Source organism: Lachnoanaerobaculum sp. OBRC5-5 (assembly GCF_000296385.1).
Taxonomy (GTDB): domain Bacteria; phylum Bacillota; class Clostridia; order Lachnospirales; family Lachnospiraceae; genus Lachnoanaerobaculum.
Window position 1 is genome coordinate 628,923 of the sequence record NZ_JH815185.1, and the last position, 25,045, is coordinate 653,967.

General features: G+C 35.0%; 22 protein-coding genes and 1 pseudogene. 20 read left to right on the top strand and 3 right to left on the bottom strand.

Annotation, left to right across the window (positions count from 1 at the left end; genetic code table 11):
* Positions 1-44: 44 nt before the first annotated feature.
* From HMPREF1135_RS02875 to HMPREF1135_RS02905, 7 genes are all read left to right on the top strand, one after another.
* Positions 45-2,810 (top strand): YfhO family protein, encoded by a 2,766-nt coding sequence (locus HMPREF1135_RS02875; protein ID WP_007591799.1) that lies wholly within the window; start codon positions 45-47, stop codon positions 2,808-2,810.
* A 15-nt stretch (positions 2,811-2,825) separates the two neighbouring features.
* Positions 2,826-4,208, top strand: coding sequence for an argininosuccinate lyase (gene argH, locus HMPREF1135_RS02880; protein WP_007591801.1), 1,383 nt, complete (start codon positions 2,826-2,828; stop codon positions 4,206-4,208).
* Between the two features lie 7 nt (positions 4,209-4,215).
* Positions 4,216-4,554 carry a NusG domain II-containing protein gene (locus tag HMPREF1135_RS02885; protein WP_007591802.1) on the top strand — a complete coding sequence of 113 codons (339 nt, stop codon included), beginning with the start codon at positions 4,216-4,218 and terminating at the stop codon, positions 4,552-4,554.
* An 8-nt stretch (positions 4,555-4,562) separates the two neighbouring features.
* The gene (locus HMPREF1135_RS02890; protein WP_007591809.1) at positions 4,563-5,750 is read left to right on the top strand and encodes a pyridoxal phosphate-dependent aminotransferase; all 1,188 of its coding nucleotides are present in this window, start codon (positions 4,563-4,565) and stop codon (positions 5,748-5,750) included.
* A 317-nt stretch (positions 5,751-6,067) separates the two neighbouring features.
* A complete protein-coding gene (locus tag HMPREF1135_RS13645) occupies positions 6,068-7,978 on the top strand; it encodes an acyl-CoA dehydrogenase family protein (RefSeq protein WP_007591815.1) in 1,911 nt (636 codons plus the stop codon).
* 12 nt (positions 7,979-7,990) lie between these two features.
* Positions 7,991-9,199: an FprA family A-type flavoprotein gene (locus HMPREF1135_RS02900; protein WP_007591817.1), complete on the top strand. Its 1,209-nt coding sequence runs from the start codon at positions 7,991-7,993 to the stop codon at positions 9,197-9,199.
* Between the two features lie 115 nt (positions 9,200-9,314).
* Complete coding sequence (locus HMPREF1135_RS02905; RefSeq protein ID WP_007591819.1) at positions 9,315-9,914, top strand: DMP19 family protein; 600 nt, start codon at positions 9,315-9,317, stop codon at positions 9,912-9,914.
* A gap of 73 nt (positions 9,915-9,987) precedes the next feature.
* Here the strand turns inward: HMPREF1135_RS02905 and msrAB are convergent, their stop codons facing one another.
* On the bottom strand, positions 9,988-11,118 hold the full coding sequence (gene msrAB, locus HMPREF1135_RS02910; protein WP_007591821.1) for a bifunctional peptide-methionine (S)-S-oxide reductase MsrA/peptide-methionine (R)-S-oxide reductase MsrB: 1,131 nt from the start codon (positions 11,116-11,118) through the stop codon (positions 9,988-9,990).
* A gap of 113 nt (positions 11,119-11,231) precedes the next feature.
* On the opposite strand from msrAB, the gene HMPREF1135_RS02915 reads away from it, so the two are divergent.
* The 12 genes and pseudogenes from HMPREF1135_RS02915 to HMPREF1135_RS02970 all read left to right on the top strand — a co-directional run.
* The gene (locus HMPREF1135_RS02915; protein WP_007591823.1) at positions 11,232-11,924 is read left to right on the top strand and encodes a DNA alkylation repair protein; all 693 of its coding nucleotides are present in this window, start codon (positions 11,232-11,234) and stop codon (positions 11,922-11,924) included.
* A gap of 9 nt (positions 11,925-11,933) precedes the next feature.
* Positions 11,934-12,557, top strand: coding sequence for a methylated-DNA--[protein]-cysteine S-methyltransferase (locus HMPREF1135_RS02920; RefSeq protein ID WP_007591826.1), 624 nt, complete (start codon positions 11,934-11,936; stop codon positions 12,555-12,557).
* 7 nt (positions 12,558-12,564) lie between these two features.
* Positions 12,565-13,824, top strand: coding sequence for a putative ABC transporter permease (locus tag HMPREF1135_RS02925; RefSeq protein ID WP_007591827.1), 1,260 nt, complete (start codon positions 12,565-12,567; stop codon positions 13,822-13,824).
* A gap of 76 nt (positions 13,825-13,900) precedes the next feature.
* A complete protein-coding gene (locus tag HMPREF1135_RS02930; protein WP_007591828.1) occupies positions 13,901-14,956 on the top strand; it encodes a DMT family transporter in 1,056 nt (351 codons plus the stop codon).
* A gap of 72 nt (positions 14,957-15,028) precedes the next feature.
* Positions 15,029-15,460 (top strand): Rrf2 family transcriptional regulator, encoded by a 432-nt coding sequence (locus HMPREF1135_RS02935; protein WP_007591829.1) that lies wholly within the window; start codon positions 15,029-15,031, stop codon positions 15,458-15,460.
* 109 nt (positions 15,461-15,569) lie between these two features.
* Positions 15,570-16,331: a nuclear transport factor 2 family protein gene (locus HMPREF1135_RS02940; RefSeq protein ID WP_007591834.1), complete on the top strand. Its 762-nt coding sequence runs from the start codon at positions 15,570-15,572 to the stop codon at positions 16,329-16,331.
* 17 nt (positions 16,332-16,348) lie between these two features.
* On the top strand, positions 16,349-17,887 hold the full coding sequence (locus tag HMPREF1135_RS02945) for an ABC transporter permease/substrate-binding protein (protein WP_007591837.1): 1,539 nt from the start codon (positions 16,349-16,351) through the stop codon (positions 17,885-17,887).
* A gap of 13 nt (positions 17,888-17,900) precedes the next feature.
* Positions 17,901-18,698 (top strand): ABC transporter ATP-binding protein, encoded by a 798-nt coding sequence (locus tag HMPREF1135_RS02950; RefSeq protein ID WP_007591839.1) that lies wholly within the window; start codon positions 17,901-17,903, stop codon positions 18,696-18,698.
* Positions 18,699-18,710: 12 nt separating this feature from the next.
* On the top strand, positions 18,711-19,535 hold the full coding sequence (locus HMPREF1135_RS02955; RefSeq protein WP_007591843.1) for a protein-ADP-ribose hydrolase: 825 nt from the start codon (positions 18,711-18,713) through the stop codon (positions 19,533-19,535).
* Positions 19,499-20,119, top strand: coding sequence for an NUDIX hydrolase N-terminal domain-containing protein (locus HMPREF1135_RS02960; protein WP_007591848.1), 621 nt, complete (start codon positions 19,499-19,501; stop codon positions 20,117-20,119). Before HMPREF1135_RS02955 ends, HMPREF1135_RS02960 begins: the two co-directional genes overlap by 37 nt.
* A gap of 34 nt (positions 20,120-20,153) precedes the next feature.
* Positions 20,154-21,146 carry an SIR2 family NAD-dependent protein deacylase gene (locus tag HMPREF1135_RS02965; protein ID WP_007591849.1) on the top strand — a complete coding sequence of 331 codons (993 nt, stop codon included), beginning with the start codon at positions 20,154-20,156 and terminating at the stop codon, positions 21,144-21,146.
* 138 nt (positions 21,147-21,284) lie between these two features.
* Positions 21,285-21,812: pseudogene (locus tag HMPREF1135_RS02970) on the top strand (GNAT family N-acetyltransferase); the annotation flags it as partial.
* A gap of 170 nt (positions 21,813-21,982) precedes the next feature.
* Here HMPREF1135_RS02970 and HMPREF1135_RS02975 read toward each other — a convergent pair.
* Both HMPREF1135_RS02975 and HMPREF1135_RS02980 read right to left on the bottom strand, forming a co-directional pair.
* Positions 21,983-23,494, bottom strand: a complete 1,512-nt coding sequence (locus tag HMPREF1135_RS02975; RefSeq protein ID WP_007591851.1) for an ABC transporter permease — start codon at positions 23,492-23,494, stop codon at positions 21,983-21,985.
* Positions 23,491-24,207, bottom strand: a complete 717-nt coding sequence (locus tag HMPREF1135_RS02980) for an ABC transporter ATP-binding protein (RefSeq protein WP_007591852.1) — start codon at positions 24,205-24,207, stop codon at positions 23,491-23,493. The genes HMPREF1135_RS02975 and HMPREF1135_RS02980 overlap by 4 nt, the downstream gene beginning before the upstream one ends.
* Positions 24,208-24,363: 156 nt before the next feature.
* Here HMPREF1135_RS02980 and HMPREF1135_RS02985 point away from each other — a divergent pair, with 156 nt between their 5' ends.
* Positions 24,364-25,044, top strand: coding sequence for a response regulator transcription factor (locus tag HMPREF1135_RS02985; protein ID WP_007591853.1), 681 nt, complete (start codon positions 24,364-24,366; stop codon positions 25,042-25,044).
* Position 25,045: the final 1 nt, after the last annotated feature.

Here is a 25,045-nt window from a genome sequence, read left to right on the forward strand (position 1 = left end):
AAAAATTTCCTCTACTATAATTAGTGGGAAGACGGAGGAGAAAAATGAACGATTTAAATTTGAATCAGAGAGATGAAATTATAATGGATAAAAGGGCAATATTTGCTTTATCTTTTTTAATACCGGTTTTTATAATGATATTAATATTCATTCAAAGAGGAATATTCCCGTTTGGTGATGAGAGCTTTTTGAGAACTGACATGTATCATCAGTATGCTCCGTTTTTTTCAGAGTTTAAATATAAGCTGAGTAATGGCGGTTCACTTCTTTACAGTTGGGACCTCGGTATGGGAATAAATTTCTCGGCACTTTATGCCTACTATCTTGCCAGCCCTCTAAACTGGCTGATTATTCTATGTCCGCAAAAATATGTGATAGAGTTTATGACATATATGATAGTTGCAAAGATAGGGCTTTCAGGTCTTGGTTTCACATATTATTTATCTAAACATACTTCAGGAAACAAAGCCGGAATATTATTCTTCGGAATATTCTATGCACTTTCAGGATATATGGCGGCATATAGCTGGAACATTATGTGGCTGGATTGTATTATACTTTTCCCGATAGTATGCTTGGGTATTGAAAGACTTATAAAAACAGGAAAAGGTTTACTGTATACACTTATACTCGGTCTATGTATACTGTCAAATTATTATATTTCAATAATGATTTGTCTGTTTATGGTAATATACTTCATTTCTCTTAATGTAATGGATAATGAGAACAATTGGAGAAAATTTGCAATTGCTTCAATCAGATTTGCTGTTTATTCTTTGCTTGCAGGAGGACTGAGTGCACTTGTTTTATTGCCTGAAATATATGCACTTAAGTTTACAGCCTCGGGAGACTTTGACTTTCCAAGTACATTTAATTCATATTTTTCTATTTTCGATATGATTGCCAGACATATGGGCAATGTGAAAGTTGAAATCGGACTTGATCATTGGCCAAATATATTCTGTGGTGTCGGAATATTTTTATTTGTTGTTCTGTACATATTGAACAGAAAGATTTCCAAGAAAGAAAAAGCGGTTTATATTTCATTGCTTGTATTTTTTCTTGCAGGTTTTTCAATAAATGTATTGAATTATATATGGCACGGACTTCATTATCCGAACTCACTACCTGCGAGACAGAGTTTTATCTATATATTCCTTGTACTCTTTATATGTGCAAAGGCATATGATAATTTCAGTGCGAATACAACAAAGGATCTTGGATTGGCATTCGGAATCAGTATGATATATATTTTGCTTGCACAAAAGATAGTAAATAATGAGGATTTCCATTTTGCAGTATTTTATGCGGCAATGATTTTTATAAGCATATATGCGATGTTAATGTATTTGCATATGGCAAAGAGAATATCAAAAACATATTTATTTTTGATTACACTTGCAATAGTGGTAATTGAATCAAGTGTCAATATGTCGGTTACAAGTGTGACAACAATAAACAGAAGTAATTATATAAATGACAATGCCGATGTAAGAGCTTTACTTAAGAAATTGCCGATGGATGATTTTTATCGTATAGATAAGGTGGACAGAAAGACAAAGGATGACGGTGCATGGTTGAATTTTAAGTCGGTATCTATTTTTTCATCTACAGCAAACGCTTCACTTACCGAATTATTTGAAAAACTTGGAAATGAAGCATCTACAAATGCATATTCTATAACCGGAGAAACACCTCTTTTAGATATGCTTTTTGCGGTAAAATATGCAATATATACCGGTGAGTCAAGAAATACAAATATTTCTTATGTGGATATATCAGGAAACAGTTATTTATATGAAAATCCCTATACTCTGCCTCTTGGATATATGGTTGATGAAAGATTTACAGATGATTGGAACTTGAATCTCGGAGATCCTATAGATGTTCAAAATGATTTGGCCGCCGTTTACGGTTTACCTGATATATTTGAGCAAATAGAGACTATAAAGGAGTCTACTTCCGTAAACTTTCAGACCGATATAGACGGTGAATACTATGCCTATGTTACAAATCCGGCAATTGACGAAGTGGAATTCAGTTATGGAGACGGAGATGTTAAAAAGTCATTTAAGAATCTGAAGAGACATTATATATTGGAGCTTGGAACTCTTGAGGGAGAGAAAAACGGAAGATTTGTAAGTACGGATGATAAGGATGAATCAATTGATGCAAGAGTTTATAGAGTCAACTATGATTCTCTGAAGAAATTGTATTATATCCTAAATAAGAATCCTTTATATCTCAGTAAGATTTCAGATTCATACCTGTCAGGAAATGTTCATGCGGTTGAAAATACCACATTGTTTACTTCTATTCCATATGATGAAGGATGGAGTGTTTATGTGGACGGAAAGAAAGCTGAAAAGATAAAGATTATGGATGCCTTTATCGGCTTAAAACTTGAAAAAGGACAGCATGAAATAGAATTTAAATATTTAAGTTCAGGTATTATTGAAGGTGCAATAATAAGTGCGGCTTCATTGGCTTTATTATTACTGATATGCCTTGTGAAAAAAGTTATAGAAAACGGCGGAATCAAATTCAAAAAGAAAGAAGTTATTGAAGACGATGAGTTTGAAGAACTTGATATAGAAGATTCGGATGATGATGAAGATAACGATGAAGACGATGATGATGAAGAAGACGATGACGAAGAAGACGATGACGAATCTGAAGAAAAAACCGGTGAAAATAAACGTGTATACGTTGATATAACCACAGGCAGTGGAAAAGGTGTAGTTGAACTGCTTACAAAAAACTATAATCCTGAAACTGATGAAAATACAAATGATGAAGATTTGAAATAGAAAGACGGTGTATATATGAAACTTTGGGGTGGAAGATTTACAAAAGAAACAAATAAACTGGTGGAGAGTTTTAATGAATCACTTTCATTTGACCATAGGTTCTATAAGCAGGATATCAGAGGAAGTATAGCTCATGTAAAGATGCTTGCAAAACAAAATATACTTACAGATGATGAGAGAGATAAAATCATTGAAGGACTGAATTCTATAGAAAAGGATATAGAAAGCGGTGTATTAAAATTTGATGACGGTTCAGAGGATATTCATTCATATGTTGAAGCACATTTAATTGAGAGAATAGGAGATACAGGTAAGAAGCTTCATACCGGAAGAAGCAGAAACGATCAGGTGGCACTTGATATGAAACTCTATGTAAGAGATGAGATTGATGAGCTTAAGGACCTTCTATATGAACTGCTCAGTGAAGTTCTTCGTATAATGGAAGATAATACTACAACATATATGCCGGGATTTACACATTTACAAAAGGCACAGCCTACAACTCTGGCGCATCATTTCGGTGCATATTTTGAGATGTTTATAAGAGACTTTGACAGGCTTCGCTCTACAAGAAAGAGAATGAATCTTTCACCTTTGGGTTCAGGAGCTTTTGCAGGAACGACATATGATCTTGACAGAGATTATGTGGCAAGCCTTTTGGAGTTTGAGACTGCTACAAGAAACAGTATGGATTCCGTAAGTGACAGAGATTATCTTTTGGAGCTGTTATCAGACCTTGCTATAATATCAATGCATCTTAGCAGGCTGTCGGAGGAAATTATCATATGGAATACAGATGAATACAGATTTGTGGAGATGGATGACACATATTCTACAGGTTCATCTATAATGCCGCAGAAGAAAAATCCTGATATTGCAGAGCTTATAAGGGGAAAAAGCGGTAGAGTATACGGAAGTCTGATATCTCTTCTTACAACAATGAAGGGCTTACCGCTTGCATATAATAAAGATATGCAAGAAGACAAGGAGATGTCTTTTGATGCTATAGATACTGTAAAAAGTTTGATAAAACTTATGAGTGGAATGCTTTCAAGTATGAAGTTCAATAATGAAAGAATGGCAAAAAGTGCAAGAGGAGGCTTTACAAATGCAACCGATGCGGCAGATTATCTTGTAAAGAAAAATGTTGCCTTCAGAGATGCACATGAGATTGTCGGCAGGCTTGTACTTTACGGAATTGAGTATGGAAAGGCACTTGATGATTTCTCACTTGAGGAGTTTAGAAATATATCTGAATATTTTGATTATGATATCTATGATGCTATTTCTTTAAAAACTTGCGTGGAAAAGAGAAATACCAAGGGAGCTCCGGGACTTACAGCTATAATGAATGAAATAAAAGAATCAAAAAAGCTTTTGGAGTCTATAAAGAAATAGGAAATTTATGAAATTAAGAAAGAATGATATATATCTGATAATTGTTGTAGTTATTCTTGGAATTGTTGCCGGACTTTATATTTACTTAAATAAGAAGCCGGGCGGCAAAGCCGTTTTAAAGTACGGAAATAATCAAAGTATGGATATTGATCTGTCAAAGGACAGGGAAATCAATCTGGAAAGTAACGGAATAGAGATTCATCTTGATATAAAGGACGGGGCAATAGCATTTATTCAAAGTGAATGCCCCGACCACATCTGTGAAAGATTTGGTTATATAAAAAATATCGGTGAGTCGGCAATCTGCTTGCCGGCACAGGCTTCAGTCACGATTATCAGTGAATAGGAGAGATTATGGTTTCAAAAAAGATGCTTGACCTCGGAACAAAGAGGTCGGTTATTAGAGATATATTTGAGTATGGAAGTATGCTTGCAAAGGAAATCGGTGCGGAAAATGTACTTGACTTCAGCCTTGGTAATCCAAGCACTCCGGCTCCGAGAGAGGTCGCAAATACTATAAAATATATGGTGGAGGAGCTTTCGCCAAAGGAGTACAACAGTTATACATCATCAGCAGGAAACACCGACACAAGAATTGCAGTAGCAAAAAACTTGAATAAGCGTTTTGCTACAGACTATAATGAAAACAATATTTTTATGACTTGTGGTGCCGCAGCATCACTTAATATTATATTTAAGGCAATTATAGAGTCGGATGATGATGAGATAATAGTAAATATTCCGTACTTCCCTGAATATAAGGTATTTATAGAGGGACAGGGAGGGAAGCCGATATTTGCAAAATGCAGTGAGAATCTTCATCTTGATATAGACGAAATTGAAAGCAAGATAAATGAAAATACAAAGGCTGTACTTATAAACTCTCCAAATAATCCGTCAGGTGTAATCTATCCGAAGGAGAATTTGGAAGAACTTGCAGAGCTTTTGCAGGAAAAACAAAAAGAGTATTCACATCCTATATTTTTAATAAGCGATGAACCGTACAGAGAACTTGTGTTTACAAATGAGAAACCTGAGTTTTTGCCGAATATATATGATAATACACTTGTAGCATATTCATGGTCAAAATCTCTATCACTTCCGGGTGAGAGAATCGGCTATATCCTGGTTCCAAATAAGGTTAAAAGTCATGAAGATGTGTTCGCGGCGGTAGGCGGAGCGGCAAGAGTACTCGGGTATGTCTGTGCACCTTCCATGTTTCAGTATGTGATAAAAAACTGTGTAGACGCACAGCCTAATATTGAAGTGTACAGGACTAACAGAAATATCTTGTTTGAGTCACTGCCGAAGTTTGGGTATACGGTAGCAAATCCGGGAGGAGCTTTCTACATGTTTATCAAGTCACCAAGCGGCGACGGAAACGAATTTTGTGAAAGAGCAAAAAAATATCATATGCTTTTGGTTCCGGGAGAAGGATTCGGAATGAAAGAATATGTCAGACTGTCTTTTTGTGTGGATACAGAGAAGATAGAAAAGTCAATAGATGTATTTAAGAAGTTAATGGATGAGTACAATCTCTGATATGTATAAAATAAACTAAAACATTTGTAAGAATATACTAATTAATACTTCTGTTAGGGCTATAGAACCTGTAATATTGAACAGTTCTATAGCCTTTTATTGTGCATTACCCCGAATTTATACTTTATTGGTAAAGTATATTGACTATTATATATAATGTTTTATACTTTACTATAAGAGTAAACTTTTTAAAAATACATATAATCAGATATGTGTTTATTACATTATAGTAAGTTTTCTATAATGTATCGGAGTTGTAATATACAGCTCAAAATATCGACTTTATGTCGATACAACAATATAAGTGGAGGGAATGTATGTCTTATCAAACAACAAAGGAACATGAGTTGCTTAGAGAGAAGGTTCGTGAGTTTGCAGAGAGAGAAATAAAGCCTGTAGCTTTCAGTCTTGATGCAAAGAGCGAATTTCCTACTCAAATCGTGAAGAACATGGGAAAGCTTGGCATTATGGGACTGCCATATGAAAAGAAGTATGGTGGAGCAGGTCTTGATGTTATAAGCTATGCCATAGCGGTAGAAGAGCTTTCAAGAGTTGACGGCGGTGTAGGTGTTATCCTTTCGGCTCATACTTCATTAGGAACTTATCCTATAGCGGCTTTCGGTAATGAAGAGCAAAAAAAGAAATATTTACCGGGGCTTTGCAGCGGAGAGCTTCTAGGTGCTTTCGGACTTACGGAACCGAATGCCGGATCCGATGCGGGAGGCACGGAAACTACCGCTGAGGATATGGGAGATTATTATCTCTTAAACGGAAACAAGATATTTATCACAAACGGTGGTGAAGCCGATGTTTATGTAATCTTTGCACTTACCACACCAAATATAGGTACAAGAGGTATCTCAGCACTTATAGTGGAAAAGGGTATGGAAGGATTTACATTCGGTGATCACTATGACAAGCTCGGAATCAGATCATCTGCGACCTGTGAACTTAACTTTAACAATGTAAAGGTTCCAAAGGCGAATTTACTTGGTAAAGAGGGTCAGGGATTTAAGATTGCAATGGCTACACTTGACGGCGGTAGAATAGGAATTGCAGCTCAGGCACTTGGTATTGCTCAAGGTGCTTTTGAAGAAGCCGTAGAATACAGTAAGGAAAGAGAGCAGTTTGGAAAGCCTATAGCCGCACAACAGGCAATTGCATTTAAGATTGCGGATATGGCTACAAAGCTCAGATGTGCAAGAATGCTTGTATATTCCGCTGCGGAACTTAAAGAAGCTCATGCTCCATACGGAATGGAATCGGCTATGGCAAAGCAGTATGCATCTGATGTTGCACTTGAGATAACTTCAGAAGCACTTCAGATTTTCGGCGGAAACGGATATTTAAAGGGTATGCCTGTAGAGAGAATGTATCGAGATGCCAGAATTACTCCAATATATGAAGGAACAAATGAGATTCAAAGAGTCGTAATAGCGGCTCATATATTAGGTAAGATATCAAGAGGTGAAACTGCCGCCGTTAAGAAAACAAAGGGACCTGAGACCGGTGATAGAAAGAGAATGATCATAGGAGAAGGTTCATTAAAAGAAAAAATTGATGTACTTGTATCAAATCTTAAAAAGGACGGATATGACTTCAGTGTCGGTATTCCTATGGATACACCTATCGTAGCTGCCGAAAGAGTTGTCAGTGCAGGACAGGGCATAGGTTCAAAAGAGAATATGAAGCTTGTAGAGGATTTAGCCAAGGCTGCCGGAGCCGCAATAGGTTCTTCAAGACCTGTAGCGGAGACTCTTGGATATTTACCGCTTGACAGATATGTAGGTATGTCGGGACAAAAGTTTAAGGGAAATCTGTATATTGCCTGCGGTATTTCAGGTGCATTACAGCATTTAAAAGGTATCAAGAATGCTTCTACAATAGTTGCCATAAATAAAGACCCGAATGCGAGAATCTTTAAAAACTGTGATTACGGTATTGTCGGTGATGTAAATGAGGTATTACCTGCGCTTACAAAAGCACTTGATACAGGTGAGAAAAAGCCGGCACCGCCGATGAAGAAGATAAAGAGAGCTGTAGCTAAGAAGCATACACCTTCAAGAAAGCTCTATCTGTGTAACGGTTGCGGTTATGAATATGATGTACTTCTGGGAGATGAAGAGGGAGATGTAAGACCGGGAACGGAGTTTAAAGACCTTCCGAAGGAATGGGTATGTCCACACTGTGGTGAAGCTGCAGACAATTTCATAGAGATTGAAGTATAAGAGGAGGAGAGTATGTATAATTACCGTAAAGTTACAGATGATTTGTATTGGGTAGGTGGAGATGACCACAGATTAAGTCTTTTTGAAAATATTCATCCTATTTATCATGGAGTATCTTATAATGCATATCTTCTTATGGATGAAAAAACGGTTCTGGTAGATACGGCAGACTGGTCGGTCGGAAGGCAGTTTCTTGATAATGTAGAAGGTGTTTTGGGAGACAGAGGCTTGGATTTTCTTCTTATAAACCATGTAGAGCCTGACCATGCGGCTTCTATTCCTGAGATTTTACTTCGCTGGCCTAATGTAAAGATAATTACAACTGAGAAGGCGGCTATGATACTTCGCCAGTTCGGCTTCAATATCAGACCGGAGCAGGTGGATGAGGTTACAGAAGGCGACAGCAGATGTTTCGGAAAACATACAATTGCATTTGTAAAGGCTCCGATGGTACATTGGCCTGAGGCAATGGTAAGTTTTGATACTGCAAACGGAGTACTTTTCTCAGCGGATGCCTTCGGTTCATTCAGAGCGCTTGACGGAAAGCTCTTTGCAGATGAAGTAGAGTTTGATAAAGAATGGCTTGATGATGCCAGAAGATACTATACAAATATAGTAGGAAAGTACGGTCCGCAGGTTTTACAGGTATTAAAGAAGGCTTCTACTCTGCCTATTAAGTATATTTGCCCGCTTCACGGCCCGGTTTGGAGAAAGGATATTCCTTATATCTTGGATAAATATATGCACTGGGCAAGCTATGAGCCGGAAGAGAAGGGTATCATGATAGTATATGCTTCTATGTATGGAAATACTGAGGCCGCTGCAGAAGTTTTGGCAAGAAAGCTCTGTGAAAAAGGCATTACAAAGACAAGACTTTATGATGTTTCAAGTACACATATGAGCTATCTTATCTCGGATTTGTTCAAATACAGCCATTTGGTGCTTGCATCTGTGACATATAATCTTGGAATATTCCCTCCGATGCACAACTTCCTTATGGATCTTAAGGCTCTCAATCTGCAAAAGAGAACATGTGCCATAGTTGAAAACGGCTCATGGGCACCAAATTCCGGTAATCTTATGAAGGCGGAGCTTGAAGAGATGAAGCATATGGATATTTTGGATGATGAAGTGAATATAACATCTTCATACAGAGAGAACAATGAAAGTGATATGGATGCATTGGTAGACGCTCTTGTTGCTTCATTTAATAAAAAATAATTTAATATAATTATAATTTCGGGTCGGGGAGTATTCTCCGACCTTTTTATATTGACAAAAAGTTCTTTTGGTTTAAGAATATGACCAGGTAATAAAATATTTTTGGAGGAGTAGTATGAAATCGTTTAACAACTTTGATTATAATAAAGAGAATGTTACAACTGCGCATAACAGTGAGAAGGAACTTGATAAAGATAGAGCCGGAAAAACCTATGCAAAAATAACTGTAGAGGATATTGAAAAAACGGATGAATTTTGGGATATTTTAGATCCGATATACTGGACTGTAGATATTTACAGCTCATATGAGGAGTACTTAAATTCCGCCAAGGATTTCACATTGGAGCAAAGATATCTTAACGCAATATCATGGTATTTTATGGAAGTAAATAACGGAGGACATTTTCAGTTTTTTGACAACTCCACAGGAATAGTATGGGAAGATGCCCTAAACGGACTTAAAGAGTTCGGAATGGAAGAGTTGGCTGATAACTTTAAAAAGGTTGTAGATTTATTTGGGGGAAATATTCCATTTGACAGAGAAGAGAGGTGGAATGCTATGGATAAAATGAGTGAAGACTTTGAAGAACTTTTGGATAAGGCCGACAGTGTGGTATATGATTTGTATGACTATGACTACACATTTGAAATGAAGTATATAAAATCTCATCCTGATAAGTTTGTATTTGAAGGATATTATAATAAGATAGTCTAACAGTATGGATAATATATAAGTAAAGATAAGGCTGAGATCATTTTTACATGTATTCTCAGCCTTTAAAAATATATTATTCAAGCAGATATTTTAAGTATCCATATCCTCGTTCATCCATTTTTTCATATGGAATAAATTCAAGAGATGCACTGTTGATACAGTATCTTTTGCCACCTGATTCTTTGGGACCGTCATCAAAAACATGACCTAAATGTATATCACCGCTTCGACTTCTTACCTCTGTTCTGTTCATATTAAAGCTGTGGTCTTCATTGTACTCTACCACTTCCGTATTTATAGGCTTTGAAAAACTGGGCCATCCACAGCCTGATTCAAACTTATCTGTAGACAAAAATAGAGGTTCTTTTGTTGTAATATCTACATAGATTCCTTTTTCAAAATTATTCCAATATTCATTTGAAAAAGGTCTTTCAGTATCGCTGTTAACAGCAACTTGATATTGTTTATCGGTAAGTTTCTTTTTCAGTTCATCATTTGAAGGTCTTGGATATTTTGAAGCATCTATTTCAGGTTCATTGCTTTTTGATATAGTTTTATCGGAAAGCGGTTTGTCTGCAAGAGACAGATCTATATGGCAGTATCCACCGGGATTTTTATCAAGGTAGTCTTGATGATATTCCTCTGCAATAAAAAATTGTTGTAGAGGGAGTACTTCTATTGCTATAGGCTTATCATACTTATTTTGTTCATTTGCTAAAACTTTTTCTATTATAGTTTTTTCTGAATTATTTGTATAATAAACCCCGGTTCTATACTGAGTACCTGTATCATTACCTTGTTTATTAATACTTACGGGGTCTACTACACGAAGATAATATTCGAGCAGTTCTTCAAGGCTTACAATATCAGGATTGTATACAACTTTTACAGTTTCGGCATGTCCACTTGTATGTAGATCTTTATAGCTTGGATTATCGGTTTTACCGTTTGCATATCCGCTTACGGCATCCTCAACACCTTTAATCTTTTGCATATATGCTTCCAGTCCCCAAAAACATCCTCCGGCAAGATAGATTTCTTTCAGTTTTCCTGAATCTACAGTATTATTATCATTAACTGTAAATTCGGTTGTATCGTCATTTGTAAGAGTCTTATCTTTGTTTTTAAAATATATGGCAAAAACATATACAGCTGTTACTACTAAAAGTACCGGTATTATCAAAAGTAATTTGTTTTTATTCATTTTTGTTCCTTTCTATTATATTTGACTTCCACTATATTGGATTTGGTAATGATATAGATTATAATATGACTTACAAGGTAAAGGATTGGTAAAACTTTTAAAAGGAGTCGGGTATGATTTTGGATGAGATAAAAAATGAATTGTTTAAAATGCAGGATATTACTTATAGAGATTTTAACAGTAAGTTGATACCTACGGTTGATAAGGAAAGTATGATAGGTGTAAGAACACCTGAACTTAGAAAGTATGCCAAGCAACTTGCTAAAAGAGAAGATATCGAAGAATTTTTGCATTTATTACCACATAAATATTTTGATGAGAATCAGCTCCATGCATTTATTTTATCTGAAATAAAGGATTTTAAGAGCTGCGTTGATAAAGTGAATGAATTTTTACCTTATGTAGATAACTGGGCAACTTGTGACCAGCTCTCACCGAAAGTATTTAAAAAAAATCATAAGGATTTGATTGCATATATAAAAGAATGGCTGAAATCTGATAAAGTATATACGCTTAGATTCGGCATCGGTATGCTTATGGAACATTTCCTAGATGAGGATTTTGATATAATGTATCCTGAGACTGTTTCAAATATAAGGTCAGATGAATACTATGTAAATATGATGATTGCATGGTATTTTGCAACGGCACTGGCAAAGCGGTATGAGAGTATACTTCCCTTTATTGAAAAAAGGAGTCTAGATATATGGACCCATAATAAGGCTATACAAAAGGCGGTAGAGAGTTATAGAATAAGTACAGAAAGAAAAACTTATTTAAAAGAGCTGAAAGTAAAGAAGGGATAAGGTGTTTTATTGAGGACAAGAGAAGAGGCCTGTAGTTTCGGGCTGGAATTTGAAAATACATACTTGGATAAGCCATTTAGAAAGGCGGATTGGCAGCTGATCAGAGTAAAGGACAGTAAGAAAGCCTTTCTTTGTATTTATGAAAGAGACGGTTTTGTAAATTTAAATGTAAAAGTTGATCCTGCTTGGAGAGACTTTTGGAGAAGTACATATGCTTCAGTCATTCCCGGGTATCATCAGAATAAGGAACATTGGAATACTATAATACTTGACGGTAGTATAAAGGAAGATGATATAAAGAGGATGATTGCTGAAAGCTATGATTTGGTAACGGATTCACCTACAAAAAGGATATATGAGGCGGTAAAGAGAATACCTAAAGGCAAGGTTGCAACATATGGCAAGGTGGCAGAGATAGCGGGAAATAAAAAGATGTCAAGAGCGGTAGGAAATGCTCTTCATAAAAATCCAGATCCTGACAATATTCCTTGCTTTCGTGTAGTCAATTCAAAAGGTGAGCTTGCACCTGAGTTTGCCTTTGGAGGAATCGGCGAACAGAAAAAGCTTTTAGAGGCTGAGGGAATAGAGGTTAAAGATAATAAAGTGGATTTATCAAAGTATGGTTTAGAATAGGAGTCTTATGAAGTTATTTGGAGGTGCGGATTTAATTATATATTTCTTTATATACGGGCTTTTGGCTTGGGTACTGAATACGGTTATATACAGTTTAAAAGAACAAAAGTATATAAATACAGGTGTTTTAAATATTCCGATTCTTATATGTCCTGCCTTGATTATGATTTTGATGATTATAGTATCGTCAGGAAAAAATGTCAGCTATTACGGAATGCTTATGATGGCTTTTATAGATTATTTTATACTGGATAAGTTAGGACTGTTCTTCTCACAAAGGCTTCTTTTAAAAAAGGAAATAAGCCCTGAAAGCCTGGGATATGGTAAGAACCTGAAGATTGGTTTAATAAATGCGATTATTATAACAGCTGTATGTTTTACCTGTTTAAAAACTTTACAGCCTATTATATTTTCTTTGGTATCGCTGATTCCAAGAATAATAGTAAATATAATTGCCATTGTTCTCTTACTGCTTCTGATTTCGGATATTGTGTTTACATATATTTTTGTCAGAAAATACCCTATGCAAAGTATGGACAGCAATATAGCTAAGAGAAAGAATACTTTCGGAGAATGGATTTCAAAAAACATCTGGAAGAGAATTTATAAGCTTTACCCAAGTCTTTTATCAGATGATTTTGAAGACAGCAATAAAGGTATTTCAGATGCGGATAAATTACTTGAAGAACAGGGCGTTATATTTGCAAGAGGAATAAATGCCGCTAAGCTTATTTGGGTGCTGTTTATATCCTCACTTATCGGAGATATTGTAGAAACCATATATGTACTTATTGTAGGCCATGAACTTATGAGACGCTCAAGCTTTGTACTCGGACCTTTCAGCCTTGTGTGGGGACTGGGTGCGGTAATACTTACTTTAGCACTTTCAAAAGTAAAAAGGCAGAATAATCTGTCTATATTTATATCAGGCTTCTTTTTTGGAGGAGTATTTGAATACTTGTGCTCCGTATTTACTGAAGTATTCTTCGGTATGAAGTTTTGGGACTATTCATATATGCCTTTTAATATTGACGGCAGAACAAATCTTTTGTTTATGTTCTTTTGGGGCATAGTGGCTTTGGTATGGTTTAAATTTATATACCCTCCTTTTTCAAAGTTTATAGAGAAAATTCCACCTGTCACAGGTTCAGTCCTTGCAGTTGTTATAGCACTGTTTTTTATCTGCAACGGAACGGTCACTTCAATGGTGATGATAAGGACTACAGACAGAAAAAAACATCCTGAAGCAAGGAATGTAATAGAGTAGTTTATAGACAATGAGTATCCGAATGAAGCGGTAAGAAAGCTTTGGCCGAATATGAATTTTTTGGAGGAGTAGATATATGAATAAGAGCAAAAAAAGTATGGCTGTAATAATGGCATTACTTGCGGCAACATTCTATGCGATAAATACTCCTTTTTCTAAAGTACTTTTGAAAAATGTCACACCGACATTTATGGCTTCATTTTTGTATCTGGGAGCCGGAATCGGTGTAGGTATAATGTATCTGCTTAATTCAAAAAGAGAGAAGAATATTGAAAAGCTGTCAAAGACAGACTTGCCATATACTCTAGGGATGATTGTTCTTGATATTTTGGCACCTATATTTTTAATGATCGGAATAAATATAGGTTCGGCCTCAAATGCATCATTACTTGGAAACTTTGAAATCGTGGCAACTACGCTCATAGCTCTTTTGATATTCAAAGAGGTTGTAACATCAAGGCTGTGGCTTGCCATAGGATTTATTACATTATCAAGTATAGTTCTTTCATTTGAAGGAAGCGGAAGTTTTAAATTTTCCTTGGGCTCATTGTTTGTAATACTTGCAACATGTTGTTGGGGACTTGAAAACAATTGCACAAGAATGATTTCGGATAAGAGTACTTATGAGATTGTGATATTAAAAGGGATATTTTCAGGTACAGGTTCATTTATAATTGCAATAATACTTGGGGAGAGGATACCTGATATAAAATATATTTTGACTTCAATGTTGCTTGGGTTTGTGGCATATGGTCTCAGTATATTTTTATATATCAGGGCACAAAGAGATTTGGGAGCCGCAAAAACAAGTGCATATTATGCAATAGCTCCTTTTATAGGTACATTCTTATCATTTGTGGTAGACGGTGACAGATTGACAGAAGTTTATTTTATCGGACTTATATTTATGATAATAGGAAGCGTGATTGTTGTATATGATACGATGTTAAAAAATCATATTCATTACCATATACATACGATTGTTCATACACATAACGGCTCAACACATAAGCATATAATTAAGCATGAGCATACTCACTCTCATTTGGTTTCAGAAGAAAAACATTCTCACAGTCATGATGATTATATAAACAGTGTGGAGCATAAGAGGATGCATGAGACGGGTGTGTAGATTTATATCTAATGTAAATGTTGACATTACATTAAATAGGCTATATTATTTTATTAAAAAAGGAGTATACAAATGCAGATATCAAGCAGATTTACAATAGCATTACATATTTTTGCATGTGTAGAATATTTTAAAGATAAAGAGAAGATAACCAGTGACTTTCTGTCAGGCAGTATAAGATCAAATCCTGTAATTATCAGAAACATTCTTTCTCAGTTAAAGAAAGCCGGACTTATAAATGTAGTCAGAGGAACCGGAGGTATAGAGATTATAAAAGATCCGTCTGAGATAACATTTTACGATGTTTATAAGGCGGTTGAAGCAGTTAAAGAAGAGGGACTGTTTCATTTCCATGAGGAGCCGAATCCTGCTTGCCCTGTAGGAAAAAATATACATAGAATACTTGACGGTAAGCTTAGTGAAATACAGGATGCTATGGAAAACAAGATGAAAAGCTATACTCTTTTGGATATTGAAAAGGGTATAAAAGAGATTAAAGACTGAAAGATGCTTATAACAGGCATCTTTTTTAATATAAAGTATTGACAAGTTTGATGTAACGATTTATATTACATCTATGATAAATATTAATAAAAATTACGAGGTAAAAGTTATGTCAAATAAAATTAATAATGCTAAGAACTTATATATAAGAGGTATACAGGATGGAGAAATTGATGAAGTATTATCAAATTATATGGGGGAGAGCTATACACAGCACAGTACAGGAGTGGGAGAAGGAAAAGAAGGATTTAGAGCATTTTTCTTGGACTTCTTTAAAAGAAATCCGAAGAGAGAGATACAAATAGTTCGTACTATAGAGGATGGAGATTTTGTTTTTCTGCATGTTTTACAAAACTTAAATGACGGAAGTGTAAAGTGGATAACTATGGATGTTTTTAGAGCAAATGAAGCAGGAAAAATAGTGGAGCATTGGGATGTTATAGACGCTTATCCTGAATGTATTGTTAATGAAGATCCGATATTGGGTGAGTTTTGTGTAAAAGATTTAGAAAAAACTGAAAGCAATAAGAAGACAATAAGATTATTTCTTACCGAGGTATTGCAGAATAAGGAATTGGATAAATATCATGACTATGTATCAAATGATATTGTTGAGCACAGTCAGTGGATACAGCAAGAAAATACAGACTTTAAAGAAGCTATCAAAAAGTTCGGAATATATTATGATTTTGTTTTTAAAGTTATCGGAGAAGGTGATCATGTAGTTGCATATTCTCAAGTAATAGTTGCCGGAAAAGTGTATGCAATATTTGATTTATTCAGATTAAAAGACGGGAAAATAGTGGAACACTGGGATAATAGAGAAATAGTACCTTCAAGGGATGAATTAACAAATTCAGGTAAGTTTTAGTTTTTACAGGAGTAGTAATGTTAAAGGAAATAGGAATATTAGTAAGTACAAAATGGGATTTTTTTGGAAAACTTTTGATACAACACATTGAAATTTCAATCATTGCGGTTTTAATTGCAATAGTTTTGGGTGGTATAGTTGGAATTGCCATCAGCGAATATCAAAAAAGTGCGAAGCTTACACTGGGAGCTATCAATTTTTTATATACGATTCCATCTATTTCAATGCTCGGTTTTTTAATACCGTTTTCAGGAATAGGTAATGTTACAGCCATCATTGCTTTAACTATATATGCACTGCTTCCGATGGTAAGAAATACTTATACAGGAATGATAAATGTAGATGCAGGTATTTTAGAAGCAGCTAAAGGAATGGGAAGTACAAAAAAGCAGATACTTCTTAGAGTACAAATACCTCTTGCTATGCCGGTCATAGTATCAGGTATTAGAAATATGGTCACTATGACTATTGCACTTACAGGTATTGCCTCATTTATAGGAGCAGGTGGACTTGGAGTAGCTATTTACAGAGGTATTACAACTAATAATGCGGCAATGACTGTAACAGGAAGCTTATTGATTGCTGTTTTAGCATTGACTGTAGATTTTATATTGGGATTCGTTGAAAAAAGAATGATGAAGCATGGTAAAGAAGCGAGAAAGCAGAATAAATTAATGGCTTTAACAGCATCGGTTTTAATTGCTTGTGTAGTTATTGCAGGACTTATCCCTAGAAAAAATAAGAATGTAATTCATCTTGCAACCAAACCTATGACAGAACAATATATTCTGGGAGAAATGTTGAAATTTTATATAGAGAAAGATACAAATATAACTGTTGATATTACTCAAGGAGTGGGTGGAGGAACATCAAATATTGAGCCGGCTATGGAGAGTGGAGAATTTGATCTCTATCCTGAATATACCGGAACAGGCTGGAATATGGTATTAAAGCACACAGGACAATACAGTGAAGAACAGTTTGATGATTTACAAAAAGAGTATCAAAAAGAGCTTGGACTTACATGGGATGTGATGTTTGGTTTTAACAATACTTATGGTATCGCTATAAAAAAAGATATTGCAGAAGAAAACAATATAAAAACATACTCGGATTTACAAAAATTAAACGGGCAGTTAATACTCGGTGCTGAATATGATTTCTTTGAGCGTCAGGACGGATTTGACATGTTATGTAAAACATATGATCTTAAATTCGCTTCAACCAGTGATATGGATATGGGATTAAAGTATCAAGCTATCAACAGCGGTAAGATAGATATAATGCCTGTGAATACTACAGACGGACAGCTGGCACAGGCTGATGTGGTATTGCTGGAGGATGATAAAGCAATGTATCCTTCTTATCAGGCAGGAATGGTAGTAAGAGAAGATATATTAAAAGAATATCCGGAGATTCATGAAGCATTACAAAAGTTTGACAGATTGATAAGTGAATCTGATATACAAAGAATGAATTACGAGGTTGAGACTGAAAAGAAAGAACCTAAGGATGTTGCAATGACATTCTTATTAGAAAAGGGGCTTTTAGAATAGAGAGGAGTAGTATATGTCAATAGCTATTGAATTTTCACATATTAGAAAAAGTTATGGAGATACGGTAATTATTCCGGATTTGAATTTACAAGTAGAAAAGGGTGAGTTTGTAACTATAGTCGGTTCTTCAGGCTGTGGAAAAACTACAGCACTGAAGATGATAAACGGACTCTATGAACCTACATCCGGAGATATTTTCGTGAATGGAGAAAATATTAAAAATATTGATATGATCAATCTTAGAAGAAGTATCGGATATGCTATTCAGGGAAGTGTATTATTTCCAAATATGACTGTAGAAGAAAATATTTCCTATGTCCCAAGCCTTTGGAATAAAAATGACAAAGAAAAGACTAAAAAGGCAGTGGATAAATGGATGGAAGTAATAGGTCTGGACTCATCTATGAAAGACAGATATCCTTCTGAATTATCAGGCGGTCAGCAGCAGAGAGTAGGAATTGCGAGAGCATTGGCGGCATCTCCGGATATATTGCTTATGGATGAGCCGTTTGGAGCTGTAGATGCTATTACCAGAGAACAGCTACAAAATGAGTTGAAGTCTTTGCATAAGAAAACAGGTATTACAATATTATTTGTTACACATGATATTGAGGAAGCATTAAAGCTTGGAACAAAAGTTTTGGTTATGGATAAGGGTGAGATAGAGCAGTATGCAAAACCATGTGATATAGTACGAAATCCGGCTACAGATTTTGTTAAAAAACTTGTAGAAAAACAAAGAAGGGCTTGCAGCTTACCCGATGAGAGACTTATGGAATGCGAGTATTGTTGTGCAAATATAGTTTCATAATGGGTGGCAAGTATGAATCAAAATGAAAGACTTGATTATCTCATAGAAGCTTTTAAAGAAGATTCTGTAGAGTATAAGAACTTAAAAGTACCTGTTGATACAGAAGGAAAGAAAAGAATACTGCGTTCTCTTATGAATATCAGAATGCCAAGGGAAATGAATACTGAGGTATTAAAAATACAAGATGAATATCTTAGAGAAGCTATAAATGAAAACGGTATAGTATATCTTTCGGATATATATACAGTGGAAGATAATATCTCTATATGGCAGGGAGATATTACAAGGCTGAAGGTGGATGCAATAGTTAATGCTGCAAACTCACAGATGCTCGGTTGCTTTATTCCAATGCATAGCTGTATTGATAATTGTATACATACATTTGCAGGTGTGGAGCTTAGAAATGAATGTAACAAAAAAATGAACCGGCTAAGGATTCGTTATGGCAGGGATTATGAACAACCTACAGCAATTCCTATGCTCACAGATGCTTACAATCTTCCCGCAAAAAATATTATTCATATAGTCGGCCCTATTGTACAAGGGGGAATTAGCAAAAGGAATGAGGAAGATCTTAAAAACTGTTATAAAAACACTTTAGATCTTTGCGTTGAAAACGGATTGAGAAGCGTGGCATTTTGCTGTATATCTACCGGAGTATTTCATTTTCCGAATAAAAGAGCAGCTGAAATTGCAGTAGCAACTGTAAGAGAATGGTTAAAAGAAAATCAAGGCAAAATTGATAGAATAATATTTAATGTATTTAAGGATGAAGATAAGAAATATTACGAGAGGGAACTATGGATAAAAAAGAATGTTGGTTACAGTGGGCAATAGAATTACAGAGTCTGGCACAGATAGGTCTTAATTATTGTAAAGATATATATGACAAAGAAAGATATCAGAGGATTAGAGATATTTCTGCAGAAATAGTTTCATTTATGACAGATATTCCAAATATGAAAGTTAAAGATCTTTTCTGCAATGAAAGTGGTTATCAGACACCAAAACTTGACACCAGAGCCGCAATTTTTAAAGGTGAAAAAATTCTTCTTGTACATGAAAATGACGGCAAATGGTCTTTACCCGGAGGATGGGTGGATGTTAATGTATCAGTAGGCGAAAATGTAGTAAAAGAGGTTAAGGAAGAATCAGGATTGGATGTTATTACGGAAAAAGTAATAGCGATTCAGGACAGATCAAAACATAATCTACCCGTCTATGCATATGGAATATGTAAAATTTTTGTCCAATGTTCTGTAATTGGTGGTAAATTTGAAGAGAATAATGAAACAACGGAATATCGTTATTTTTCAATATCAGAATTACCTGAACTTGCAACAGAGAAAAATACTGTAGAACAAATCAAAATGTGTTTTGAGGCTTATAAATCAGATAATTGGAAAACATTATTGGATTAATTATTTTAGAAAATTTACAGAAAGGATTAGAACTATGGATATTGAAGTTTTTAAAGTATCTGACGGTTACAGAGAGTCTATCAGCAAAGGAATAGCTGCAATGCAGTATTTTAAGGGCAGAGTTAAGTATGGAACCGGCGACAGAGAAGAACAGTTACAAAGATTAAAGAATGAAATTAGAAGTTGTGATGCAATTTTGATTGGAGCCGGTGCAGGCCTCTCCACATCTGCCGGATTATCATACTCAGGTGAAAGATTTGATAAGTATTTCTTTGATTTTGGAAAGGCTTTCGGTATAAAAGATATATATTCAGGCGGTTTTTATCCTTTTCCAAAGAAAGAGATATTTTGGGCATGGTGGGCAAGGCATATTTATTTTAACAGATATGTCGATGCTCCAAAACCTGTATATAAGGATTTACTTAACTTGGTTAAGGATAAAGACTATTTTGTAATTACCACAAATGTAGATCATCAGTTTCAAAGAGCCGGATTTGATAAGAAAAGACTTTTCTACACTCAAGGAGATTATGGACTTTTTCAAAGTATAAATCCAGATTGTAAATTTACCTTTGATAATAAGGAGTGGGTAGAAAAAGCCTTAAAAGCACAGGGATTTATTAAAGATGAGAGCGGTGCATTTACAGTACCTAATGATCGAGAGATTCTTATAGAAATACCTACTGACCTTATACCGAAGACTCCAAGCGGTGATGATGTGACTACAAATCTTCGGGCTGATGATACTTTCGTAGAGGATGAAGGCTGGCATAATGCTTCAAGTAATTATGCTGACTTTATAAGAAGACATGAAAACCTGCATATACTCTTTTTGGAACTTGGAGTAGGAGCAAATACACCTGTTATTATAAAATATCCTTTTTGGCAGAGGACATATGACAATAAAAAGGCGGTATATGCCTGTTTAAACTATGGAGAAGCCTTCTGCCCTGAGAAGATAAATGATAGAAGTATATGTATTGACGGGGATATTGGGGAAATTCTGTCACAGATTAAAGAAAAGTAATAGTTCTAAGGCGTGTATTGGAATTATTTCACGAATAATATACAATATTAGTGACATAATAAAAGGATGTTCTAATTGATTTTAGATTGGTCGGTTTTTAAACATTGAAGCTTACCTAAATGAAGGAGTGGAGAAAAAATGAGTATATTTACACCTGAAGCAAACATAATAATAAAAGAAGCAAGACCTGAAGATGCAGCTAAGCTGATTGAATACACAAAGCTTGTAGGTGCACAAACCGATAATCTAAGCTTCGGAAAAGAAGGTATAGGAGATGCACTTGAGGTAGAGAAAGAATTTATCGAAAAAATTAATTCAGATCCGAAATCTGTGATGTATTTTGCATGGAAAAATGATGATATAGTCGGATGTGCAAATATAAGCGGTATGAAGCGCAGGATGAGTCACAGAGCAAACTTTGCTATAAGTGTAGCCAAATCAGAATGGGGAAGCGGAATTGGAAGTTCACTTTTAGAAAAATGTATTTCCTTTGCTAAGGATAATGGAATAGAAATCATAAACCTTGATACAAGGAGTGATAATATCCGTGCTATCAGCCTCTATAAAAAGTTCGGATTTGTAAAAATCGGCCGAATGCCTGCTTTTTTAAAAATAAACGGTGAATATATAGATGCGGATTTGATGTATCTGGACTTGAGAGAGAAAAGTAATAATGGAAGAAAAATAGAAGCATTTGAAAGATTAGAGGCAATAAGAAGAGAAAATAAAGACGAAGTTGATTTTAATAAAGAAAGAGAGGAGGCAATTAATGAAAAACATCAAATACAGCCTCAATCTCAATAAGTATCAAGGCTGTATTTTTGTTAAATATTCCTCTACCTTCCCGTTTTTATATCAGTTCTGTTCAGATAAAGTAATCCTATGGCAAAAGATATAAGAATATAAAGTAAACAAGTTATTATTACAACAGGTAGATTTATTTCACCGGTTATATTTGTGCTGCCCATAGAGTATATAAGCATTGAAAAAGGTGTTGCATAGAAAAATCCCTTTACTGTGAGGAGAAGTCCTAAAATATTTCCAAGGAAGGAAAGTCCTACAGGTATTGCAAAGGACGGTATGATCAGTGAAAGCATACACTGAAAACTTGAAACGGCAATTATACAAAGGATACTTGCAAGGATTCTTAAATAGAATTCTTTCGGTATGCTTCCAGTAATCCCGATAAGCTTTCCTGAAACAATATAGATAAATGCAATCCATAACATACAAACAGTTGAAATGATAGCTACGGTAAGCCATTTATCCTTTAATACTTTGAAGCGTGAGCTTGATGTAAGCATTATATTCCAGTTGGTTCCAAGATGTTCCATACGAAAATCAAGGCTTGCAAGTATGGCAATTAAAGGTGATAAGAAAAACAAACCTAAAAATAATGACTCCTGTGTCCAAAGACTCGCCCAGTCAAATGATAATACTCCTTGATTTGAAAGGAAATTTATAATACCGATACCTGCAGAAATTAACGGAATCAATGCAAAGGGAATCCATACAGGGTTTCTCTTCATCTTGATAAGTTCGGCAGGCAATATGGTATAAGCATTTTTGCTTTTTCTGTTTACATGAGCAATCTTAAAATTACCTGTTTCAGGATTATTAAATACGGATAGACTAAGCTTATATGTAACAAAGAAATATAAAAAGCTTATAAATATCGCCTTTATATCTATTGCATTCCATGAAAGCAGCATATTTCTTGTAGCAGAGTCATAATCCATAGTAACTGTACTTAAAGAAAAAAGTACGGACCATGGAGTAAGTGCCGATTTACTTACAAAAGCAATGAATAAACCTGCAAGTGTGCCTCCGAATGCGATTGAAAGTGCTACAAATTGATTCCTGAACTTTAATGACAGCAGACATTGAAGCTGAAATATAATCATTCCGAAAATAATCTCTGCAAATTCAGTCTGAAGTAATGCAAAGATTGGGAATCCTCCCCCAATCATAAATTTAATACCTAAATATAAAATCATTATTGTCTGTATAAAACAAAACAAAGCTATATGTATTAAGCCGAATAAAAGTTTGGAAGAAAAGAGCTTTTTCCTGCTTTCCAGTGTGGGAAGAGTATTCCACATATTTCCTTTATTTTCTATATCTATACATCTGCTTGCCAGTACCGACATCATAATGGAAATCAACATTGTATTTAAAAAAGGAATTGAACTGAAGATCATCTGCCATTCCTGTCCTTTAGGTAAGTCTCCATATGAGATGTAGAAATAGTTTAGTCCTGTTACAATAAATAATAATGATGCGGAAATCAGGAATTTATTTTTTGTAAATTCAATGGATATTGATTTGTTTAAGCTGATCTGTTTCATAACGACTCCTTTTCCCCTGTAAGCTTAAGGAAAATCTGCTCCAAACTCTGACCCGATGATTCAAGATTTGACAGCTTTCCCTGGTACAGCATTTGACCGTGATTTATAATACCTACATAGTCAGCCATTTGTTCTATCTCATTTAGTAGATGGCTTGAGATAATTACAGTTATATCTCTTTCTTTCGGTAGGGACGTTATTAGTTTTCTTATCTCCATTATTCCGGCAGGGTCAAGGCCGTTGGTAGGCTCATCCAATATAAGTAATTTCGGATCTCCAAGAAGTGCCATAGCGATACCTAGCCTTTGCTTCATACCGAGTGAATAGGCGGCAAGCTTTTTATCTCTTTGTTCATACAGTCTTACCGTTTTCAGAGCTTTTTCTATTTCGGTCTCTTTTACACCCTTTAACTTTGCTATGATCTGCATATTCTCAAGCCCTGTTAAATGAGGATATCCACCGGGATTTTCTATAAGGCTGCCTGTTTGATGAAGCAGATTTAAAAGATTCTTGTTTGAAACTTTTTTACCGAAGAGTTTTATCTCTCCCGAGTCTTTCTTTATAAGTCCTAAAATCATTTTTAATGTTGTACTTTTTCCCGCTCCGTTAGGTCCTAGAAATCCGTATACACAGGATTTAGGTACACTCATGGATAAGTCATGTACACGATTTTTTTTAGATAAATTTTTTGTTTCAAGTATTGTTTCAGTCATTGTTTTTCTCCTTTTGCTTGATATGTGAGTATGATAATGAATGAAGATTAAATGAAGATTATCTCCACATTATGTTTACATTAAGAAAAGTATTTTTATATAGCGACTTTACTTAAATAAGATATAATAAGAAAACAAAACAATTTAGGAGTATATATGGAAAAGAAAGACTGTAAAATCCTAATAATTGATGATGAAGCGGAATTGTCAAAGGTATTAGGTGATATATTAAAAAATGACGGATATACTGATATAGAATATGCCTATAATCTAAAAGAAGGAAGAGAGAAAATAGACAGCACTCAGATCCATCTTATTTTACTTGATGTAATGCTTGGGGACTGCAACGGATTTGATTTTTATGAGGAATTAAAAAGAGTCGGCATATTTCCTAAACTTCCTGTAATCTTCCTGTCGGCAAGAGATGAGGATGAAGACAGACTTCACGGTCTTGGACTGGGAGCGGATGATTATATAACAAAACCCTTCCTTCCAAAAGAATTGTTACTTCGTATCGGTGCGGTACTTAGAAGATGTTATTTACTTGATGAAAACACATCAGATATTTTTTTAGATGAAAGCAGAGTTTCTATAGAGGGAGGTGTTGTAAAAAAGAATGGAGATGTCATAACCTTGACAGCCAAAGAACTCACATTATTTTCAATTCTTTATAGAAATAGAGGTAGGATAGTAACTACAGATATGCTTTGTGAAGAGCTTTGGCCGGACAGAAGCTTCGGACTTGAAAATTCCTTAATTGTTCATATGCGCCATTTAAGAGAAAAGATAGAAAAAGATCCTTCAAAACCTATTTTTTTAAAGACGGTAAGAGGTTAGG

What these genes read in the sequence shown, in the direction of transcription:
- HMPREF1135_RS02875 (WP_007591799.1), top strand. Translation starts at nt 45, where the DNA reads ATGAACGATTTAAATTTGAATCAGAGAGATGAAATTATAATGGATAAA.
- argH (WP_007591801.1), top strand. Translation starts at nt 2,826, where the DNA reads ATGAAACTTTGGGGTGGAAGATTTACAAAAGAAACAAATAAACTGGTG.
- HMPREF1135_RS02885 (WP_007591802.1), top strand. Translation starts at nt 4,216, where the DNA reads ATGAAATTAAGAAAGAATGATATATATCTGATAATTGTTGTAGTTATT.
- HMPREF1135_RS02890 (WP_007591809.1), top strand. Translation starts at nt 4,563, where the DNA reads ATGGTTTCAAAAAAGATGCTTGACCTCGGAACAAAGAGGTCGGTTATT.
- HMPREF1135_RS13645 (WP_007591815.1), top strand. Translation starts at nt 6,068, where the DNA reads ATGTCTTATCAAACAACAAAGGAACATGAGTTGCTTAGAGAGAAGGTT.
- HMPREF1135_RS02900 (WP_007591817.1), top strand. Translation starts at nt 7,991, where the DNA reads ATGTATAATTACCGTAAAGTTACAGATGATTTGTATTGGGTAGGTGGA.
- HMPREF1135_RS02905 (WP_007591819.1), top strand. Translation starts at nt 9,315, where the DNA reads ATGAAATCGTTTAACAACTTTGATTATAATAAAGAGAATGTTACAACT.
- msrAB (WP_007591821.1), bottom strand. Translation starts at nt 11,118, where the DNA reads ATGAATAAAAACAAATTACTTTTGATAATACCGGTACTTTTAGTAGTA.
- HMPREF1135_RS02915 (WP_007591823.1), top strand. Translation starts at nt 11,232, where the DNA reads ATGATTTTGGATGAGATAAAAAATGAATTGTTTAAAATGCAGGATATT.
- HMPREF1135_RS02925 (WP_007591827.1), top strand. Translation starts at nt 12,565, where the DNA reads ATGAAGTTATTTGGAGGTGCGGATTTAATTATATATTTCTTTATATAC.
- HMPREF1135_RS02930 (WP_007591828.1), top strand. Translation starts at nt 13,901, where the DNA reads ATGAATAAGAGCAAAAAAAGTATGGCTGTAATAATGGCATTACTTGCG.
- HMPREF1135_RS02935 (WP_007591829.1), top strand. Translation starts at nt 15,029, where the DNA reads ATGCAGATATCAAGCAGATTTACAATAGCATTACATATTTTTGCATGT.
- HMPREF1135_RS02940 (WP_007591834.1), top strand. Translation starts at nt 15,570, where the DNA reads ATGTCAAATAAAATTAATAATGCTAAGAACTTATATATAAGAGGTATA.
- HMPREF1135_RS02945 (WP_007591837.1), top strand. Translation starts at nt 16,349, where the DNA reads ATGTTAAAGGAAATAGGAATATTAGTAAGTACAAAATGGGATTTTTTT.
- HMPREF1135_RS02950 (WP_007591839.1), top strand. Translation starts at nt 17,901, where the DNA reads ATGTCAATAGCTATTGAATTTTCACATATTAGAAAAAGTTATGGAGAT.
- HMPREF1135_RS02955 (WP_007591843.1), top strand. Translation starts at nt 18,711, where the DNA reads ATGAATCAAAATGAAAGACTTGATTATCTCATAGAAGCTTTTAAAGAA.
- HMPREF1135_RS02960 (WP_007591848.1), top strand. Translation starts at nt 19,499, where the DNA reads ATGGATAAAAAAGAATGTTGGTTACAGTGGGCAATAGAATTACAGAGT.
- HMPREF1135_RS02965 (WP_007591849.1), top strand. Translation starts at nt 20,154, where the DNA reads ATGGATATTGAAGTTTTTAAAGTATCTGACGGTTACAGAGAGTCTATC.
- HMPREF1135_RS02975 (WP_007591851.1), bottom strand. Translation starts at nt 23,494, where the DNA reads ATGAAACAGATCAGCTTAAACAAATCAATATCCATTGAATTTACAAAA.
- HMPREF1135_RS02980 (WP_007591852.1), bottom strand. Translation starts at nt 24,207, where the DNA reads ATGACTGAAACAATACTTGAAACAAAAAATTTATCTAAAAAAAATCGT.
- HMPREF1135_RS02985 (WP_007591853.1), top strand. Translation starts at nt 24,364, where the DNA reads ATGGAAAAGAAAGACTGTAAAATCCTAATAATTGATGATGAAGCGGAA.